General features: G+C 64.3%; 15 protein-coding genes. 4 read left to right on the top strand and 11 right to left on the bottom strand.

The window, feature by feature from the left end:
• Window positions 1–17 precede the first annotated feature (17 nt).
• From ribD to hemL, 5 genes are all read right to left on the bottom strand, one after another.
• Window positions 18–1,115 (bottom strand): bifunctional diaminohydroxyphosphoribosylaminopyrimidine deaminase/5-amino-6-(5-phosphoribosylamino)uracil reductase RibD, encoded by a 1,098-nt coding sequence (gene ribD, locus PAQ31011_RS20870; protein WP_150577628.1) that lies wholly within the window; start codon window positions 1,113–1,115, stop codon window positions 18–20.
• A gap of 14 nt (window positions 1,116–1,129) precedes the next feature.
• The gene (locus PAQ31011_RS20875) at window positions 1,130–1,678 is read right to left on the bottom strand and encodes a TPM domain-containing protein (RefSeq protein ID WP_150577629.1); all 549 of its coding nucleotides are present in this window, start codon (window positions 1,676–1,678) and stop codon (window positions 1,130–1,132) included.
• A gap of 5 nt (window positions 1,679–1,683) precedes the next feature.
• Window positions 1,684–2,586 (bottom strand): TPM domain-containing protein, encoded by a 903-nt coding sequence (locus PAQ31011_RS20880; protein ID WP_150577630.1) that lies wholly within the window; start codon window positions 2,584–2,586, stop codon window positions 1,684–1,686.
• Between the two features lie 10 nt (window positions 2,587–2,596).
• Complete coding sequence (locus PAQ31011_RS20885) at window positions 2,597–3,211, bottom strand: LemA family protein (protein ID WP_150577631.1); 615 nt, start codon at window positions 3,209–3,211, stop codon at window positions 2,597–2,599.
• 98 nt (window positions 3,212–3,309) lie between these two features.
• On the bottom strand, window positions 3,310–4,614 hold the full coding sequence (hemL, locus tag PAQ31011_RS20890; protein ID WP_150577632.1) for a glutamate-1-semialdehyde 2,1-aminomutase: 1,305 nt from the start codon (window positions 4,612–4,614) through the stop codon (window positions 3,310–3,312).
• A gap of 148 nt (window positions 4,615–4,762) precedes the next feature.
• Between hemL and rnk the strand changes: the two genes are divergently transcribed.
• The gene (gene rnk / locus PAQ31011_RS20895; RefSeq protein ID WP_150577633.1) at window positions 4,763–5,188 is read left to right on the top strand and encodes a nucleoside diphosphate kinase regulator; all 426 of its coding nucleotides are present in this window, start codon (window positions 4,763–4,765) and stop codon (window positions 5,186–5,188) included.
• Window positions 5,189–5,280: 92 nt separating this feature from the next.
• On the opposite strand, the gene PAQ31011_RS20900 is transcribed toward rnk, so the two are convergent.
• Window positions 5,281–5,883 (bottom strand): phosphatase PAP2 family protein, encoded by a 603-nt coding sequence (locus PAQ31011_RS20900; protein ID WP_150577634.1) that lies wholly within the window; start codon window positions 5,881–5,883, stop codon window positions 5,281–5,283.
• A 580-nt stretch (window positions 5,884–6,463) separates the two neighbouring features.
• On the opposite strand from PAQ31011_RS20900, the gene PAQ31011_RS20905 reads away from it, so the two are divergent.
• Together PAQ31011_RS20905 and mgtA are read left to right on the top strand one after the other, a co-directional pair.
• Window positions 6,464–6,658, top strand: a complete 195-nt coding sequence (locus tag PAQ31011_RS20905) for a hypothetical protein (RefSeq protein WP_150577635.1) — start codon at window positions 6,464–6,466, stop codon at window positions 6,656–6,658.
• Between the two features lie 74 nt (window positions 6,659–6,732).
• Window positions 6,733–9,474 (top strand): magnesium-translocating P-type ATPase, encoded by a 2,742-nt coding sequence (gene mgtA, locus PAQ31011_RS20910; RefSeq protein ID WP_150577636.1) that lies wholly within the window; start codon window positions 6,733–6,735, stop codon window positions 9,472–9,474.
• A gap of 83 nt (window positions 9,475–9,557) precedes the next feature.
• Here mgtA and PAQ31011_RS20915 read toward each other — a convergent pair whose 3' ends face one another.
• The 5 genes from PAQ31011_RS20915 to edd all read right to left on the bottom strand — a co-directional run bounded on the left by PAQ31011_RS20915 (window position 9,558) and on the right by edd (window position 14,090).
• Window positions 9,558–10,061 (bottom strand): hypothetical protein, encoded by a 504-nt coding sequence (locus tag PAQ31011_RS20915; protein WP_150577637.1) that lies wholly within the window; start codon window positions 10,059–10,061, stop codon window positions 9,558–9,560.
• Between the two features lie 80 nt (window positions 10,062–10,141).
• Complete coding sequence (locus tag PAQ31011_RS20920) at window positions 10,142–10,669, bottom strand: hypothetical protein (protein WP_150577638.1); 528 nt, start codon at window positions 10,667–10,669, stop codon at window positions 10,142–10,144.
• A 57-nt stretch (window positions 10,670–10,726) separates the two neighbouring features.
• Window positions 10,727–11,608 (bottom strand): 4-hydroxy-tetrahydrodipicolinate synthase, encoded by an 882-nt coding sequence (gene dapA / locus PAQ31011_RS20925; protein ID WP_174990219.1) that lies wholly within the window; start codon window positions 11,606–11,608, stop codon window positions 10,727–10,729.
• Between the two features lie 41 nt (window positions 11,609–11,649).
• Entirely contained in the window at window positions 11,650–12,129 is a 480-nt protein-coding gene (locus tag PAQ31011_RS20930) for a hypothetical protein (RefSeq protein ID WP_150577640.1), read from the bottom strand.
• A 113-nt stretch (window positions 12,130–12,242) separates the two neighbouring features.
• Entirely contained in the window at window positions 12,243–14,090 is a 1,848-nt protein-coding gene (gene edd / locus PAQ31011_RS20935) for a phosphogluconate dehydratase (protein ID WP_174990220.1), read from the bottom strand.
• A 192-nt stretch (window positions 14,091–14,282) separates the two neighbouring features.
• Between edd and zwf the strand changes: the two genes are divergently transcribed.
• Window positions 14,283–15,779 carry a glucose-6-phosphate dehydrogenase gene (gene zwf / locus PAQ31011_RS20940; protein WP_150577641.1) on the top strand — a complete coding sequence of 499 codons (1,497 nt, stop codon included), beginning with the start codon at window positions 14,283–14,285 and terminating at the stop codon, window positions 15,777–15,779.
• The last annotated feature ends 4 nt before the right edge of the window (window positions 15,780–15,783 follow it).

A 15,783-nucleotide genomic window follows, 5' to 3' on the forward strand; every position in this document is an offset into this window, starting at 1 on the left:
CGAGCCTCAGTCGCGCTTCAGTCCCGCTTCACCCGGGCCATCACGCGCAGATCGGTCTCGATCATGCGCACGTCGGTAAACGTCAGCGCGAGCTTGTCGTCGAGCGAGGTGAGGGCGGGCAGGTTGAACATGCCTTGCGCGTCGCCGACGATGCACGGCGCGAAGTACGTCAGCAGTTCGTCCACGCACCCTTCGCGCAGCAGCGAACCGTTGAGCTTGTAACCGGCTTCCACGTGGATCTCGTTGAACTGACGCTCGCCCAGCGCACGCAGTAGCGCGGGCAACTCGACCTTGCCGCTGGCGTTGGGCAGATCGAGCACCTCGACCCCCAGATCGCGCAGCCTCGCAACGCGATCTGCATCGCCGTTGGCGCAGACCACCAACGCATTACCGCCAGCCAGCACCTTGGCGGTCGGGGCGATGTCGAGACGGGAGTCGACGACGATACGCAGCGGCTGACGCGTCGTTTCCACCTCGCGCACGGTCAGCGACGGATCGTCTTCGCGCACGGTGCCGATGCCCGTGAGAATCGCGCAGGCGCGTGCGCGCCAGGCATGGCCGTCGGCGCGTGCCGCCGGGCCGGTCAGCCACTGACTCACGCCGTTGTGCAACGCCGTCTTGCCATCGAGGCTCGCGGCCACTTTCATACGGACCCACGGCGTGCCGCGCGTCATGCGGGCGATGAAGCCGATGTTCATCTCGCGCGCTTCGTTCTCCAGCAGACCGCAGCGCACGTCGATACCGGCGTCGCGCAGCATGCCGAGACCGCGTCCGGCGACGAGCGGGTTCGGATCTTCCATGGCGGCGATCACGCGCTTCACGCCCGCGTCGATGAGTCCTTTCGCACATGGCGGCGTGCGACCGTAATGGCTGCACGGCTCCAGCGTGACGTAGGCGGTCGCGCCGCGCACCGATTCGCCGCGCACGCGCGCGTCCTTCATGGCCTGTACTTCGGCATGATCCTGCCCGGCGGGCTGGGTGAAGCCTTCGCCGATGACACGGCCGTCCTGCACGATGACGCAGCCCACGCGCGGGTTCGGCGTCGTAGTGAACATCGCGCGCTCGGCGAGTGCCAGCGCGCGGCGCATGTAGTCAAAATCCTGATCGGAAAACATGAGACGTGAGATCGTCAGAGCATCAGCGGCCGGTCGGTCAACGCATTGTCCGGGGCTGCGCCGGCATGGGCCGGCAGGGATTCGCGCGCAATGCCGCGCAGGGTGTTCAGTGCGTCGAGCACGCTCTGGACGTAGCGTTCATCGCGAAACCCGGCGCTCATCTGCTTCACGACGGCTTCCCACTTGTGATCGTCCACCAGCGCATTGACGCCTTTGTCGGCGATCAGCTCGATATCGTGATCGGCGATGTTGATGTACAGCAGTATGCCTGTGCGCTCGCTGGTGTGCGCGACACCCAGATGGTGAAACAGTTGAACGGCGCGTTGACGGCACGTTTGCCCGCCCCACACGTTGGCGAGCGGCATGGCAGCTTCGATCACCAGCCGGATTTCACAACGATGCTCCGATTCGGATTCGCGGATCGAGGCTTCCAGCGTATCGAGCGCGTTGTCGGGAAACAGCCAGCGGGCATGCGCCCGCCAGGTGCCGGCGTGACGCAGCCAGCGCGACACATCGTGCGGTTTCGGTTGCATTGCGACTGCCGGTTCGTGTGCTGTCGTCATTGTCTTCACCAGTTGCCGGACGAGCCGCCGCCGTCGAAACCGCCGCCGCCTCCGCCGCCAAAACCACCTCCGCCACCACCGCCGCCGCCGAAGCCACCGCCGTCGTTACGTCCCCAGCCGCCGCCGAGTCCGCCGCCAATGCCTCCGCCAATACCACCGATGCCGCCGAAGCCACCGGGGCCGATGCGTCCGCGCTGGCCGGTGAGCACGCGCGAGCGCGGGTCGTTGGGATTGCTCGGCAAGCCGGGACCGCTAAAGCGTCGGCGGCCTTCCATGATCACCACCATCGCGATGATGAAGACGATGAAGAGCAGCGGCAGAAAATCGGACAAATCGGAGTGCGGTGCGCGTGTGGACGGCAGATTCGGTGCGGGCAACGCCTCGTTGTTCATCGCAGCCTGTACGGCCGCCGTTCCCGCCGCGATGCCGCCGAAGAAGTCGCCATTGCGGAAGTACGGCGCCATGACGTCGTGCAGGATGCGTCCCGAAATCGCGTCGGTGAGCGAGCCTTGCACGCCACGTCCGACCTCGATGCGCATCTTGCGCAAGTCGTTCGGGTTGTCCTTCGCGATGAGCATGATGACGCCATCGTCCACGCCCTTGCGGCCGGCCTTCCAGGCGTCGGCCACACGGATGCTGTACTGATCGATGGTCTCAGGCGCGGTGCTCGGCAGCATCAGCACGAAGATCTGGCTGCCGCGTTGCTGCTCGTATTGCGCGAGCTGCGCCTCAAGGGCATTGCGCTGCTCGGCGGTGAGCGTGCCGGTCAGATCGGTCACGCGCGCCGTCAGTGCGGGCACGGCCACCAGCGCTTCTGCGCTCGCAGGCAGCGCCAGCCAGCACAGACTGGCCAGCGCGAGTGCCCACAACGCCCACACAAAGCGCTTCGATTGCATGAGCGCTGTCATTGCCGCGGCCTCAGAACTTGACGGCCGGTGCCGTGGAAATGGCCTTCTCGTTATCCACGGTGAAGTTCGGCTTGGTGCCGTAACCGAACATCTTGGCCGTCAGATTGTTCGGGAACTGACGCACGTACACGTTGTAGTCCTGCACGGACTGGATGTAACGATTGCGCGCCACCGTGATGCGGTTTTCCGTGCCTTCGAGCTGCGATTGCAGATCGCGGAACAGACCGTCGGCCTTCAGGTTCGGATAGTTCTCCGAGACGGCCATCAGGCGCGAGAGTGCGCCCGACAATTCACCCTGCGCTTGCTGGAAACGCTTGAACGCGTCGGGATCGTTGAGCGTCTCCGGCGTGACCGTGATGCTCGTCGCCTTGGCGCGCGCGTTGATCACTTCGGTGAGCGTGGCCTGCTCGTGCGATGCGTAGCCCTTGACCGTGTTCACCAGGTTCGGCACCAGATCGGCCCGTCGCTGGTACTGGTTGACGACCTCGCTCCACGAAGCCTTGACCGCTTCGTCCTTGACCTGAATTTCGTTGTATCCGCAGGAGGACAGCAACGACGCGAGAAGTCCCAGCGCGAGCCATCGCACCCAGGACTGACGACGAAGGATCGGCAGTAGCATTTGCATGACGTTTTCCCCTTGTTATGACCGGACGGACATCCGGCGGACTGCGCAAAACGTGGCACGAACCACAGTGCAAATGGTAGGCGAGTGCTCAAGCGCGATCACGCAATCGTCCCAAACGCGTCGCGCGCGGCGTCGATCGTCGCGTCGATGATCGTGTCGTCGTGCGTGGCCGACACGAAACCGGCTTCGAACGCGCTCGGTGCGAGGTAGACGCCGCGATCGAGCATGGCGTGGAAGAACTTGTTGAAGCGGGCGACGTCCGACGTCGTCACTTCGGCAAAGCTCTGCGGCACGTTGGCGCGGAAGTACAGACCGAACATGCCACCGACGCTGTCGCCGGAGAACGGCACCCCGGCGGCCTGCGCGGCGTCGACGAGACCGCTCACGAGCTTCGACGTGCGCTTGGCCAGATCCTCGTAGAAGCCGGGGGCTTGAATCAGCTTGAGCGTGGCGAGTCCGGCGGCCACTGCCAGCGGGTTGCCCGAGAGCGTGCCCGCCTGATAGACGCCACCGAGCGGAGCCAGATGCGACATGATGTCGCGGCGTCCGCCGAATGCGGCTGCGGGCATGCCGCCGCCGATCACCTTGCCCAGACACGTCAGGTCGGCCGTAATGCCGTAAAGCGCCTGCGCACCGCCCAGACCGACGCGGAAACCGCACATCACTTCGTCGAAGATCAGCACGGCACCGTGCGCGGTGCACAGCTCGCGCAGCGTCTGGAGGAAGTGACGCGAGCCGCGCACGAGATTCATGTTGCCCGCGACCGGCTCGACGATCACGGCCGCGATCTCGCCGCCCTGACCGGCGAACAATTCACGCAGTTGCTCGACGTTGTTGTATTCGAGAACCAGCGTGTCGCGCGTAACTTCGGGCGGCACACCGGCCGAGGAAGGCGCGTTGCGCGTGGAGTCGGCAAACGTCAGCAGGCCCGAGCCGGCCTTCACCAGCAGGCTGTCGGCGTGACCGTGGTAGCAGCCTTCGAACTTGACGATCTTGTTGCGGCCCGTGAAGCCGCGTGCCAGACGCAGCGCGCTCATCGTGGCTTCGGTGCCCGAGGACACCAGACGAACTTGCTCGATGGACGGCACGAGGCGGCAGATTTCTTCGGCCATCACCACTTCGGCTTCGGTCGGTGCGCCGAAGCTGAAGCCCTGCGACATGGCCGTTTGCACGGCGTCGACGACTTCCGGATGCAGGTGACCGACGATCATCGGGCCCCACGAGCCGATGTAGTCGATGTAGCGCACGCCTTCGGCGTCCCACATGTAGGGGCCTTGTGCGCGGGCGATGAAGCGCGGCGTGCCGCCGACCGAGCGGAAGGCGCGCACGGGCGAGTTCACCCCGCCGGGAATGGTTTGCTGGGCGCGCTCGAACAGCGCGACATTCGTAGTGTTTTCGGACATGACTTCAGCTTTGCGGCGCATAGGCCTATTCACCTTAATGCGTCGATTCTAGCGGATGGCGTCAAAGTCCGGGACTTCTCGCGGCCGGGGGCTTCTGTTAGATTGAAGGCAACTTTCTCAACGCCAAGGAAATTCAAGGCCCTTCGACATGTCCACCGTCAACGCACAACGTCCTTCGATCACTGTCTCGTCTCTCGACCTCGATCGTCTTTATTCGGTCATCGAGAATGCGCCGCGCACGGCCCTGCCGTATGTGGAGGCACTCGAAACAGAGCTTGCCCGGGCGAGTGTCGTCGAGCCGGAGCAAATGCCGGCCGATGTCGCCACGATGAATTCGGTGGTGCGCTATCGCGATCTGAGCACGCAGCAGGAGCACCGCGTGACGCTCGTGTATCCGCAGCATCTCGCCGCCACGGAAAACGGCATTTCGGTATTGGCACCGGTGGGCAGCGCGCTGCTGGGCCTGCGCGTCGGCCAGTCGATTCACTGGCAAGTGCCGGGCGGTCATCTCATCGAGCTGGAACTGCTCGGCCTCGACTACCAGCCTGAAGCCGCTGGCGAATTCCACCGTTAATTCCCTTCTCCGCAGCACCATTGGGAGATTCGGATCTCCCGAGTCTCCCAGTCATCTCCCCCGCAAGTCCTGCAATTCCAGCAATTCCCCGCTCAGCGACGCAGCCAGCCGCGCGAAATCGGCCATGCCATCAGGCGACGATAGATGCCTTCGAAAATCGCCGCGACGATACGGCTCGTCTCGCGCGCACTCGCCGTGCGCATGATGAGCGCGACGACCAGCGACACGACCAGCGCACCCACCATGTCGACCGGCCAGTGCACGCCGAGATAGATGCGTGCCCAGCACACCGGCAGCGCGCAAAGCAGAAGGAGCTTGCCGAGCAGACGCGGCGAGCGGGCCACCGTGCCCATCAGCACGAACGCGGACGTGAACATGATCGAGCCATGGTTGCTCGGGAACGCGCTCGTCGGCGCGTGGGCGAGCAGATTCGTGCCGAGACCGACGACGAACGGTCGTGGTTCGAACCAGGCGAATCCGATCACGAAGTTGATCAGCAGCACGAGCCCCACGCCCAGCAGGCCGTGCACCGCGCCTTCGCGGTCGCGTCCACCCGCGAGCCACAGCGTGACCAGGCCCACCGGCAGCAGCAGGATCAGATACTTGGCAATGAAGACGGCGACGGCCAGTTCGCCTTCGCTCACATTGGGCGAGGCGTTGATCGCGAGAAAGAGGGCGCGGTTGAGCGAATCCATGAATTCCGGGGGGACGAAAGCTTGCCGGAGGTTGAACGTGGCGCCGGGCCCTTTAGTGGTGCCGGCGCCTCGACGGCCGCCGGCCAGCGGTTTGTGACGATTGCGTGACAGATTCTGAATGACCCGCCGCCGCGAGGAAAGTGCTGTTTGTCATCATTTTGTAACACCTTGAATTGTCACTTTTCTTTCGACGCTCTCGGGGGTAGAATCGCGCCGTCATAGCTCTCAGGAGGTCCTTCCGTGGACAGTAGTTCTAGTGGTAGTTGCCGGTCGACCGAAGTCGACACCATCACCGCGAGTTAGTCCCCGGGATCTTCCCAGCCGCTAACTCGCATAGTCGGGTTGGCGCGCACCTCAGATGTACCTGTCGAATGCCTTCACCCTTTAGCCGCAGCACTCGCGCGACGAAGGGTTTTGTTGGGTCGTACCGATAGCGTCCGTCTCTCGTAGCACGCTCCCTTATTAAGTTTTACGTCTGCCGTTCGGGCTGTCCCGTCGTGCGCGTGCGTTCGCGTGTTTTGCATCGACCGCGAACCTGCCGCTCACGCCGGACGGATGCCGTGCGGCCGGGAGATTCATCGTGTTCCGTTACTCCATGACCCTGCGCGGAGGCAATCCGCAAGCCCTGATGCTGCCGTCCCAGTGCCTGCATCACTATCACGTCGATCCGCATCCGGATGTCGCCCATGATGTGGCGCGTCCCGGTCTGGTGACGCGTGCCGGGCAATGGCTGGCCTCGTTCGTGCGCCACCGCGAGACAGTCAAGCAAGACTGACCCTGCGTCTTTCCGTTGTTACGTGAGGCGCCGGGGATTCTCCGGCGCCTCGCAAGCTATTTCAGGATGTATCCATGCAACAAGCTCTCACGCTCAGCGAGCGACTGATCGCGGTGCTTGGCGCGCGCCTCGGCCTGCGCTTCTTCCGTCGCCGCGACATGCTCGAAACCCTCGATGCGCCAGCCCATGGCCACGAGGCACCACCGGGTCTGCTCGAAGCCGCACGCGACGCCGGGCCGGACCTGCTTGCGCGCCTGCGTACCACGCGCGACGGCCTGTCCGACGACGAAGCCGCCACCGTGCGCGCGCACGCCGGCCCCAACGAGGTCGAGCATGAAAAGCCGCTGCCCTGGTGGCGTCATCTCTTCAACTGCTACCGCAATCCGTTCAACCTGCTGCTCACTGCACTGGCCGCCGTGTCTTACGCGACCGACGACACCGAGGGAACGATCATCATCGCGTCGATGGTGATCATTTCCACGGTGTTGCGATTTGTGCAGGAAGCCCGCTCCAACAAGGCGGCGGAGAAGTTGAAGGCGATGGTGAGCACCACGGCCACCGTGTTGCGCCGTGAGCCGTTGATCGATGGCGCTGCCGAGCCGGAGAACGTGCGCCGCCTCGGACGCATGGGCCGTGAAATCGCGCTCGCGGACCTCGTGCCCGGCGATATCGTGCTGCTCGCCGCCGGTGACATGATTCCGGCCGACGTGCGCATCCTCACCGCCAAGGACCTGTTCGTCTCGCAGTCGGCACTCACGGGGGAAGCGTTGCCCGTCGAGAAATTCGCGCACTCGTGCGAGTCGGGCGGTAGCAACCCGCTGGCCTACGACAACCTCGCTTTCATGGGGACGAATGTGGTGAGCGGTTCGGCCACGGCCGTCGTCGTCGCCACGGGCGGTCGCACCTTCTTCGGCTCGCTCGCCCGGCGCGTGACCGCGCAGCAACCGGTGGTCACGTCGTTCCAGCAAGGCGTGAACCGCGTGTCGTGGGTGCTCATCCGCTTCATGCTGGTCATGACGCCCATCGTCCTGCTCATCAACGGCTTCACCAAGCACGACTGGCTCGAAGCGTCGCTCTTCGCGCTGTCGGTGGCGGTCGGTCTCACGCCCGAAATGCTGCCGATGATCGTGACGGCCACGCTCGCCAAGGGCGCGGTCGTGCTCTCGCGCAAGAAGGTGATCGTCAAGCGGCTCGACGCGATCCAGAACTTCGGCGCGATGGATGTGCTCTGCACCGACAAGACCGGCACGCTCACGCAAGACAAGATTTGTCTGGAGCGTCACACCGACGTGTGGGGTAATTTCTCCGAAGACGTCCTCGAATACGCGTACCTCAACAGCTTCTACCAGACCGGTTTGAAGAACCTGCTCGACGTTGCCGTGCTCAATCACGCCGAGTTGCATCAGCGTCTGGATGTGGTCAATCGCTATCGCAAGATCGACGAAATCCCGTTTGATTTCCAGCGCCGTCGCATGTCGGTGGTCGTGAGCGAGAACGGTGATCACCACGAACTGATCTGCAAGGGCGCAGTGGAAGAAGTGATGGCGGTATGTAATCGCGTGCAGCACGGCGCGAACATCGAGCCGCTCACGCCTGACGTGCTGGCGCAACTGCGTCGCGTCACGGCCCATCTCAACGCCGAAGGGCTGCGCGTGGTGGCGGTGGCGACGCGGCATCTGCCGCCGGTGCGCGAGAGCTACAGCATTGCCGACGAAAGTGAACTCATCCTCGTCGGCTACATCGCTTTCCTCGATCCGCCCAAGGAGTCGACGGCGCCGGCCCTCAAGGCGCTGGCAGCCTCGGGGGTAGACGTCAAGGTGCTCACGGGCGACAACGACCTCGTAACGGCGAAGGTCTGCCGCGAAGTCGGTCTGCCGGTGACCGCCTGCGTGCTGGGCGACGACATCGAAGCGATGAGCGACGCCGAGCTCGCCAAGACCGTCGAGCGCGCCAACGTCTTCGCGAAGCTCACGCCTGCGCACAAGGAGCGTCTGGTGCGCATGCTGCGCGCGAACGGTCACGTCGTGGGCTTCATGGGCGACGGCATCAACGACGCCCCGGCACTGCGCGCGGCCGACATCGGCATTTCGGTGGATACGGCCGTCGACATCGCCAAGGAAGCGGCCGATCTGATCCTGCTGGAAAAGAGCCTGATGGTGCTGGAGCAGGGGGTGATCGAGGGACGCCGTACCTTCGCGAACATGCTCAAGTACATCAAGATGACGGCCAGCTCGAACTTCGGCAACGTTTTCTCGGTGCTGATCGCGAGCGCCTTCCTGCCATTCCTGCCCATGCTGCCGTTGCAGTTGCTCACGCAGAATCTGCTGTACGACCTGTCGCAGACGACGATTCCGTTCGATAACGTCGATGCCGAACAACTGACGAAGCCGCAGCAGTGGAACCCGTCCGATCTGTCACGCTTCATGGTGTTCTTCGGCCCGATCAGCTCGATTTTCGACGTGCTGACGTTCGTCGCCATGTGGCATCTGTTCGGCGCGAACAGCGCCGAGCATCAGACGTTGTTCCAGTCGGGCTGGTTCGTCGAAGGCCTGCTGTCGCAGACGCTGATCGTGCACCTGATCCGCACGCGCCGTCTGCCGTTCATCCAGAGCCGTGCTGCGTGGCCGTTGCTGCTGATGACGGGCGCGGTGATGCTGATCGGCATCATGCTGCCGATGTCGCCGTTCGCCGAGACCTTCAAGATGCAGGCGTTGCCGCTGGCGTACTTCCCGCTGCTCGCGGCGATTCTGCTGGCGTATGCCGTGCTCACGCAGTTGATGAAGGGCGTGTTCGCGCGACGGTTCGGGTGGCAGTGACGCTGCTGCGGTAGCTGTCCAAGAAAAGAGCCAGCGGCGAGTCGTTCACCGCTGGCTTTTTTCATGAGGCGTCGCTGCGACGCTCAATCGTCGACCCAAGTGCCAGATGGCCGGTCGAAATGCTGCGAACGCGGCGCGAAGACGTCGCGGGCATCGTCGAGTTCGAGGGTGACGTCGAGCGCCCCGTCGTTGTCCTTCTTCGCACTGCCGAGCGGATCGTTGCAGCACAGCCAAAGCGACACATCATTGGGCATGCCTTCGACGCGGAACGACTTCTGATTGCCGACGAGGAACGGTTCGCCCTTCTCGCCGAAGCGTCCGACGAGCTGGCCCATCAGGGCGTCGTGACCGTGATACGGATACTCGTCGTCGCCGGAGACTTTGTGTAGATAGGTTGCACCGGAGTTGGGCGTGCGGCCGTTGGCATCGCGGCGTCCGAACTTGCGGTCGTCCGTGCGTGTGCACCATTCCCCGGAGGCTCGCAGAATCACCTTCGGCGCGCTCTGCGCCCCGACTTTGTAGCCCGTGTCCTGCCAGCCCTCGGTGGCGTACACCTTCATGCGCTTGTTGATGCGATCTGTCGTCATGACAACGCTCCATAGTTGACGGGGGGCCAAGAATGGAACGCCGACGGGTTGCCGTCGGCGCTTTGCTACGCAATCTGCTGTCAGTTCGAGTGTAGACGCATCGCCTTGTCCGTCACCCCATAAGGACGGAGGCCTGCCTCCAAACGGCGATTGGGCGAGAGCGCGATGCCAACCTCGGCGTACAACTCGTCGAACGCCTCGCGGGTGCCGACGAGCAGTGCTGTCGTTTGCCCGCTGATGTCCGTGACCACACTCACCAGCGTTTTCCCCTGAGACGTCTCGCGCGCGGCGACGAACTGTGTCGACGTGAGCGCGGCGAGTGTGGCGAAGCGCTCGGCTTGCACCAGACCGCTGATCTGGAAGACCGGTTGCGCCGCACCCGTCGAACGAGGCGCAAAGCGGATGTTCACCCCGTCGCTGCGCACGCCCAATGCGGCGAACAGCCTGTCTCTGCCTTGCGCGCCGAGCGCGCAGTGATCGCCGTGCACCCAGCGCGATATCGTGTTGCCGGTGATGCCGGTCGCGTAAGCGAGTCTTGCCAGCGTGGTGCCCGAGAGCTTGATCAGCAGACGGGCGACAGTGCGGTGACGCCGTTCGATCTCATCCATTGCGAGTGTCCTGTCAGGTGCGGTCATGGTCCACGTCGGGGCGGCATTCGGTCGATGTCAGAACGCCATCGTGACTTCCAGTTGCGCGTCGATGTCCTTGCGTAGGGCTGCGGTGCAGGGCATCAGCGGGCGGCGCACGGTGTCCTGGCAGAAGCCTAGCGACGCGAGCGCGGCTTTGATCGCCACCGGATTCGGCTCGGAGAACAGTCGCCGGATCAGCGGCTTCATGCCGTTGAACAGCGTGTTCGCGTGATCCATGTCGCCTTCGCGCACGTAGCGCATCAGCTTGAGATAGAGGTCCGGGCGCACATGCGCTGCCGCCGAAATACACCCGACGGCACCGGCGCGCAGCGCAGGCAGGATCTGCATGTCGTCGCCACACAGCACGCGCATCGTGACTTGCGCGGGCAGGTGGGTGAGCGGGTGAGCGTCGCACTCCTTGATGGCGGCGAACGACTCGTGCGACGCCAGTTCGCGGATCGTGTCCACGCCGAGCGTGACGCCCGTGCGCAGCGGCACGTTGTAGAGCACGAGCGGCTTGCGCGTACCGGCCGCAAGCGTGCGGTAGTGCCAGAGAATGCCTTCCTGCGAGGGACGCAGATAGTACGGCGGTGGGACGAGGTAACCGGCAAGCGGCAGGTCGTCGAGACTGCGGATCTGGCGCGCGGCATTGGTCGTGTCGGCCGCACCGACACCGGCGAGCACCGGCGCGTGTCCGTGGGCGAGGTGACAGGCCGTCTCGACGAGACGGCGGCGCTCTTCATCGGTGAGCAGTGTGCCCTCGCCGGTGGTGCCTGCGACCACGAGGCCGTTCACGCCCGCCGCGAGGTAATAGTCGACCAGACGTGCAAACGCGTTGTAGTCGATCTGGGCGCCATTGGCACCTGACATGGGCGTGACGAGCGGAACCCACACGCCTTCGAAGATGGCTGTGTTCATAACCTGAAGCATCGATGTTGGCGAAGATCGCCGGGAGAGTGTCAGACGGCCGGACCGGATGGGCGTAGACGCAGCGCGCCGAATTCGGCTTCCGGCAGCGATTGCATGACGACGTCCATCGCATGCGCCGCTTCTACGCGCGGCAAGGCAATCGATACCACAGCCGCCGTATCGCGCCGGATCGGGCGAATCGTCTCGACACGCCACGGCAGCGGCACGCTCATCGCCAGCGTGACGGCCAGCGAGGAGACGGCGGCGCGGCTGAGGGTGATGTCGAGCGTCGCATCGAGGCGGGCGCGCGGGTTGTATCGATTGCGTTGACGCGCCACGGAGACCGTCTCGGCGGGTAATCCGTTTAGCGGGGTCAGCGTGCTGGCAGGCGTTGCGGCGACGGCACTATTGGCCGAGGTGACCGACGCGCGGGCGGCGGCCGGTGTTGCGCTGTAAGCGCGCGAGGGATCAGCCGGGGTGGTGTTCGCACCAGGAGGTTCAAGGCGGACGCGTTGGGCGATTGAGGGCATGGCGACGTGTCGTTTTGACGACTGAAGTGACAACGAGGCCAGTCTAGGGAGACGCGGATAAAAAAGGCGTCAAGATTTTTGACGCCTTGCTGACCCGACGTTGAGCGGTGAGATCAGTCGTGCTTCGGATACTGCGCGTCGTTGAACAGCACGCTTGCGCCGTGCGGCGCGGTGCCGACGTTGTTGCGGAACAGCGCGAACATATTGCGCCACGGATCGAACGGCCGTTGCGGCACCGGCTCAGGCGTGCGCGCGGCGAGTGTGGCGTCGTCCACTTCGCAGTGCAGGGTATTCGTCTCGCAATCGATCTCGATGATGTCGCCGTCCTGCACGCGCGCGAGCATGCCGCCTTCTTCCGCTTCGGGCGACAGGTGGATGGCGGCAGGCACCTTGCCCGATGCGCCGGACATGCGGCCGTCCGTCACCAGCGCGACGTGGTGTCCTTCATCCTGCAAGAGCCCCAGCATCGGCATGAGTTTGTGCAACTCGGGCATGCCGTTGGCGCGCGGTCCCTGGAAGCGCACCACGACGATCACGTCGCGCGTCAGTTCGCCCGCCTTGAAGGCCGCCTGCGCCGACTCCTGATCGGAGAATACGCGCGCCGGTGCGCGGACCTTCTGATGCTCGGGTTTGACGGCGGACGACTTGATCACGGCGCGTCCCAGATTGCCTGCGAGCATGCGCAGACCGCCCTCGGGCGCAAACGGTCGCGACGCCGGGCGCACGATGTTCTCGTCGAGGCTTTCCGTCGGCGCTTCCTGCCACGACAGCACGTCGTCGCGCAGAAAAGCTTCCTGCGTGTAGGCGCGCAAGCCCTGCCCCATGACGGTGGTCACGTCGTTGTGCAAGAAACCTGCGTCGAGCAGCTCGCGGATGAGAAAGCTCAGGCCACCGGCCGCATGGAACTGATTCACGTCCGCCTTGCCGCTCGGATAGACGTGCGCGAGCAGCGGCGTGACGTCCGACAGTTCGGCGAAGTCCTGCCAGTCGAGCAGAATGCCGCCCGCATGCGCCATCGCCACCAGGTGCAGCGTGTGATTCGTCGACCCGCCTGTGGCGAGCAAACCGACCACGCCGTTGATGAACGCGCGCTCGTCCAGAATCTGCGACGTATTGATGCCCGACTTGGCGAGTGCCACCGCACGGGCCGTGGCGGCTTGCGTAAGCGCGTGTCGCAACGGTGTATGCGGATTGACGAACGACGAACCGGGCAGATGCAGGCCCATGAACTCCATGAGCATCTGGTTACTGTTGGCCGTGCCGTAGAACGTGCACGTGCCTTCGGCGTGATACGCGGCGAGTTCCGCGTCGAGCAGGGCGGTGCGCGTGACGCGGCCCGCCGCGTACTCCTGTCGGATGCGCGACTTCTCGTCGTTCGGCAGCCCTGACGGCATCGGACCGGCCGGGCTGAACACCGCAGGCAGATGCCCGAACGCCTGCGCAGCAATCACCAGCCCCGGCACGATCTTGTCGCACACGCCGAGGAACATGGCGGCGTCGAACATCTGATGCGAGAGCGCGACGATGGAGGCCAGCGCAATCACGTCGCGCGAGAACAGCGACAGCTCCATGCCCGCGTAGCCTTGCGTCACGCCGTCGCACATGGCGGGCACGCCGCCGGCGACCTGCGCGCTCGCGCCATGTGCGCGGGCAGCGGACTTGATGATGTCGGGGAATTCGGCGAAGGGTGCGTGCGCCGAGAGCATGTCGTTGTAGGCGGTGACGATGCCGATGTTGGGCGTGCGCTCGGAGCGGATTTTCAAGCGGTCGTCGGCGGGGGCGGCGGCCAATGCATGGGCCAGATTCGCGCACCCGATCTTCTCGCGCCCGGGTTGCCCCTGTGTGGCGCGCTCGACGCCGTCGAGATAGGCCTGACGGGACAACCGGCTGCGCTCGATAAGGCGCTCGGTCACGCGTTGAACCACCGGATGCAGCGACACATGATGCGAAGACTGGGTCATGGGGGATCCCGGGACGGACGTTGTGGGGCGGGAGGAAGCGCGGAATGCGTGCGAACTTTCGCGAATGTCGCTCACTCGCCATGCCACGAGGGCATGTAGTTAAAGCACGATATTTTGTTGAATTGCAGTGTAGTTAAACTACAATGCAGTGTCAAAAGTTGCGCTTTCCCAGTGACACGTGGACGTCTTGTCATGAACACGCCTTCACCCTATACCTTTGTGTTGTTCGGCGCTACCGGCGATTTGTCGCTGCGCAAAGTCCTTCCCGCGCTGTTCCGCGCGTTCCGCACCGGCCAGCTCGGTGCGGACGATGCGAAGGACGGAGCGACGAGTGCTAACGACGCTGGCCGCATCCTCGCCATCGCCCGAAAGCCGATGGACGCCGCCGAGTACCACGCGTGGTGCGAGCAGCACGTACGCGGACACATCAAGCCCGACGTGTGGGACGAGAGCGCCTGGAAGCGCTTTCTTGCCACCATCGACTACATGCCGCTCGATCTGGGCCGCGAAGACGAGTTCGGCGTACTGGCCGAGCGCCTGTCGAAGCGCCCCGGCGTGCGCATCTTCTATCTGGCGACCGGGCCGTCGCTGTTCATCCCGATCTGCGAAGGGCTGCGTAGCGCGAAGCTCAACGAGAACAGTCGCATCGTGCTCGAAAAGCCGCTGGGTCACGATCTGGCGTCGTCGGAGGCGATCAACGACGCTGTCGGCGCGATCTTCCGCGAAGACCAGATTTACCGCATTGATCACTACCTCGGAAAAGAGGCGGTGCAGAACCTGCTGGCCCTGCGTTTCGGCAATGCGATCTTCGAGCCGCTGTGGCGGCGCGAGCTGATCGACAACATCCAGATCACGATTGCCGAGGAAATCGGCGTCGAGGGACGCGGCGAGTTCTACGAACAGACCGGTGCGCTGCGCGACATGGTGCAAAACCATTTGCTGCAACTGCTGGCCATCGTTGCGATGGAGCCGCCGCTGTCGATGGATGCTGATGCGGTGCGCGACGAAAAGCTGCGCGTGCTGCGCTCGCTGCGTCAGCTGGACGACGAGAGCGTGTCGCGCAACGTGGTGCGCGGGCAATACAGTGGTGGCGCGATCCGCAATTCGGCCGTGCCCGCGTACATCGACGAGCCGGGTGTCCCGGCGGACAGTCAGACGGAAACCTTCGTCGCACTCAAGGCCGACATCGACAACTGGCGCTGGGCGGGCGTGCCGTTCTTCCTGCGCACCGGCAAGCGGCTCGGTGAACGCGTGGCGGAGATCGTCGTCAACTACCGCGCGACACCGTACCCGCTGCTCGGCGACGCGACCGCGCAACCGGGCGTCAACCGTCTCGTCATTCGTCTTCAACCGAACGAATCGATCCGTCTGTACTGCCTCGCGAAGCAGCCGGGCGAGGGCATGAATCTGCAATCCGTCCACCTCGATCTGGCGTTCGACCAGTTCTTCAAGGGACACCGGATGGACGCGTACGAGCGACTGTTGCTCGACGTGATCAACGGCCGACTGGCGCTGTTCGTGCGACGCGACGAACAGGAGCAGGCATGGCGCTGGGTCGCACCGATTCAGGCGTACTGGTCGCGACAGCACAAAGGCCCGAAGCGTTACGCCGCCGGTACGTGGGGACCGCCCGCCGCCAGCGCGCTGCTCACGCAATACGGATCGAGCTGGATGGAAGAAGACAACTGACGGC

Origin of the sequence: Pandoraea aquatica (assembly GCF_902459565.1) — a bacterium.
GTDB lineage: Bacteria > Pseudomonadota > Gammaproteobacteria > Burkholderiales > Burkholderiaceae > Pandoraea > Pandoraea aquatica.

What these genes read in the sequence shown, in the direction of transcription:
- ribD (WP_150577628.1), bottom strand. Translation starts at nt 1,115, where the DNA reads ATGTTTTCCGATCAGGATTTTGACTACATGCGCCGCGCGCTGGCACTC.
- PAQ31011_RS20875 (WP_150577629.1), bottom strand. Translation starts at nt 1,678, where the DNA reads ATGACGACAGCACACGAACCGGCAGTCGCAATGCAACCGAAACCGCAC.
- PAQ31011_RS20880 (WP_150577630.1), bottom strand. Translation starts at nt 2,586, where the DNA reads ATGACAGCGCTCATGCAATCGAAGCGCTTTGTGTGGGCGTTGTGGGCA.
- PAQ31011_RS20885 (WP_150577631.1), bottom strand. Translation starts at nt 3,211, where the DNA reads ATGCAAATGCTACTGCCGATCCTTCGTCGTCAGTCCTGGGTGCGATGG.
- hemL (WP_150577632.1), bottom strand. Translation starts at nt 4,614, where the DNA reads ATGTCCGAAAACACTACGAATGTCGCGCTGTTCGAGCGCGCCCAGCAA.
- rnk (WP_150577633.1), top strand. Translation starts at nt 4,763, where the DNA reads ATGTCCACCGTCAACGCACAACGTCCTTCGATCACTGTCTCGTCTCTC.
- PAQ31011_RS20900 (WP_150577634.1), bottom strand. Translation starts at nt 5,883, where the DNA reads ATGGATTCGCTCAACCGCGCCCTCTTTCTCGCGATCAACGCCTCGCCC.
- mgtA (WP_150577636.1), top strand. Translation starts at nt 6,733, where the DNA reads ATGCAACAAGCTCTCACGCTCAGCGAGCGACTGATCGCGGTGCTTGGC.
- PAQ31011_RS20915 (WP_150577637.1), bottom strand. Translation starts at nt 10,061, where the DNA reads ATGACGACAGATCGCATCAACAAGCGCATGAAGGTGTACGCCACCGAG.
- PAQ31011_RS20920 (WP_150577638.1), bottom strand. Translation starts at nt 10,669, where the DNA reads ATGGATGAGATCGAACGGCGTCACCGCACTGTCGCCCGTCTGCTGATC.
- dapA (WP_174990219.1), bottom strand. Translation starts at nt 11,608, where the DNA reads ATGAACACAGCCATCTTCGAAGGCGTGTGGGTTCCGCTCGTCACGCCC.
- PAQ31011_RS20930 (WP_150577640.1), bottom strand. Translation starts at nt 12,129, where the DNA reads ATGCCCTCAATCGCCCAACGCGTCCGCCTTGAACCTCCTGGTGCGAAC.
- edd (WP_174990220.1), bottom strand. Translation starts at nt 14,090, where the DNA reads ATGACCCAGTCTTCGCATCATGTGTCGCTGCATCCGGTGGTTCAACGC.
- zwf (WP_150577641.1), top strand. Translation starts at nt 14,283, where the DNA reads ATGAACACGCCTTCACCCTATACCTTTGTGTTGTTCGGCGCTACCGGC.